1 protein-coding gene and 1 pseudogene are annotated in these 1,053 nt (G+C 68.0%); both read left to right on the top strand.

Going from position 1 to position 1,053, the window contains the following annotated elements; genetic code table 11:
• Nucleotides 1-189 (top strand): annotated as a pseudogene (locus tag ACSFA3_RS25785) (ABC transporter permease); the annotation flags it as partial.
• A 39-nt stretch (nucleotides 190-228) separates the two neighbouring features.
• Nucleotides 229-1,053, top strand: an 825-nt coding sequence (locus ACSFA3_RS25780) for a LacI family DNA-binding transcriptional regulator (protein WP_435508155.1), incomplete at its 3' end; no start/stop codon positions are given.

Genomic DNA, 1,053 nt, shown 5'->3' with positions numbered 1-1,053 from the left:
CTCATGGGCGGGCGCGGCTCGGTGATCAACACCTTCTTCGGTGTGCTGATCATCTCGGTGCTCGAAGCCGGCCTTGCGCAGGTTGGCGCGAGCGAGCCGAGCAAACGCATCATCACCGGCGCCGTGATCGTGGTCGCGGTGATCATCGACACGCTGCGCCAGCGCCGCGCCGACCGCCGCCTGGCCTGACGACGACAGCATCCCGCCCCACCAGGAACAGGAAAAGCAATGGCCACCATCAAGGACGTCGCACTCAAGGCGGATGTGTCCGTCACCACCGTGTCGCACGTGGTCAACGACACCCGCCACGTGAGCGCCAAGGTGCGCGAGCGCGTGGAGCTCGCCATTCGCGAGCTGGGCTACGTGCCCAACGCGATGGCGCGCAGCCTGAAGAGCAACACCACATCGACGCTGGGCATGCTGATTCCCAACAGCTCGAACCCCTATTTCGCCGAGATCGTGCGCATCGTGGAAGACCGCTGCTTCGGCGCAGGCTACACGCTGGTGCTGTGCAACACCGACGACGAGCCCCACCGACAGAGCGTCTACCTGCAGGTGCTGGCCGAACGCCGCATCGACGGGCTGATCGTGGTGTCGACCGGCGCGGGCGACGACGACTCCCTCATGAAGCAGCTGCGCGGCCTGCGCATGCCGACCGTGCTGGTCGACCGCGAGATCGCCGACCCGGCCTGCGACCTGGTGGAAACCGCGCACATGCAGGGCGGCCTGCTCGCGGTGCGGCACCTGCTGTCGCTGGGCCACAAGCGCATCGCATGCATCGGCGGGCCGGTGGGCGTGATGCCGAGCGAGCAGCGCATCGAGGGCTGGCGCATGGCGCTGGCCGAGACCGGCGCAACGCCCGACATCGCGAATGCCGAAGCTCTGCTGTGGCGCGGCGGCTTCACGAGCCAGGGCGGCTACGAGGCGATGCATGCCATTCTGCGCACCGAGCGCAAGCCCTCGGCCGTGTTCGTCTGCAACGACCTGATGGCCATCGGCGCGCTGCGTGCCGCGCATGAAAGCGGCGTGCGGGTGCCCGACGAACTCTCGATC

The sequence above is a fragment of the Variovorax glucosi genome (genome assembly GCF_051216695.1).
In the GTDB taxonomy this organism is placed as follows: domain Bacteria; phylum Pseudomonadota; class Gammaproteobacteria; order Burkholderiales; family Burkholderiaceae_C; genus Variovorax.
Note: the sequence above shows the minus strand (reverse complement) of the source record. Positions and strands in the feature narration are given on the sequence as shown.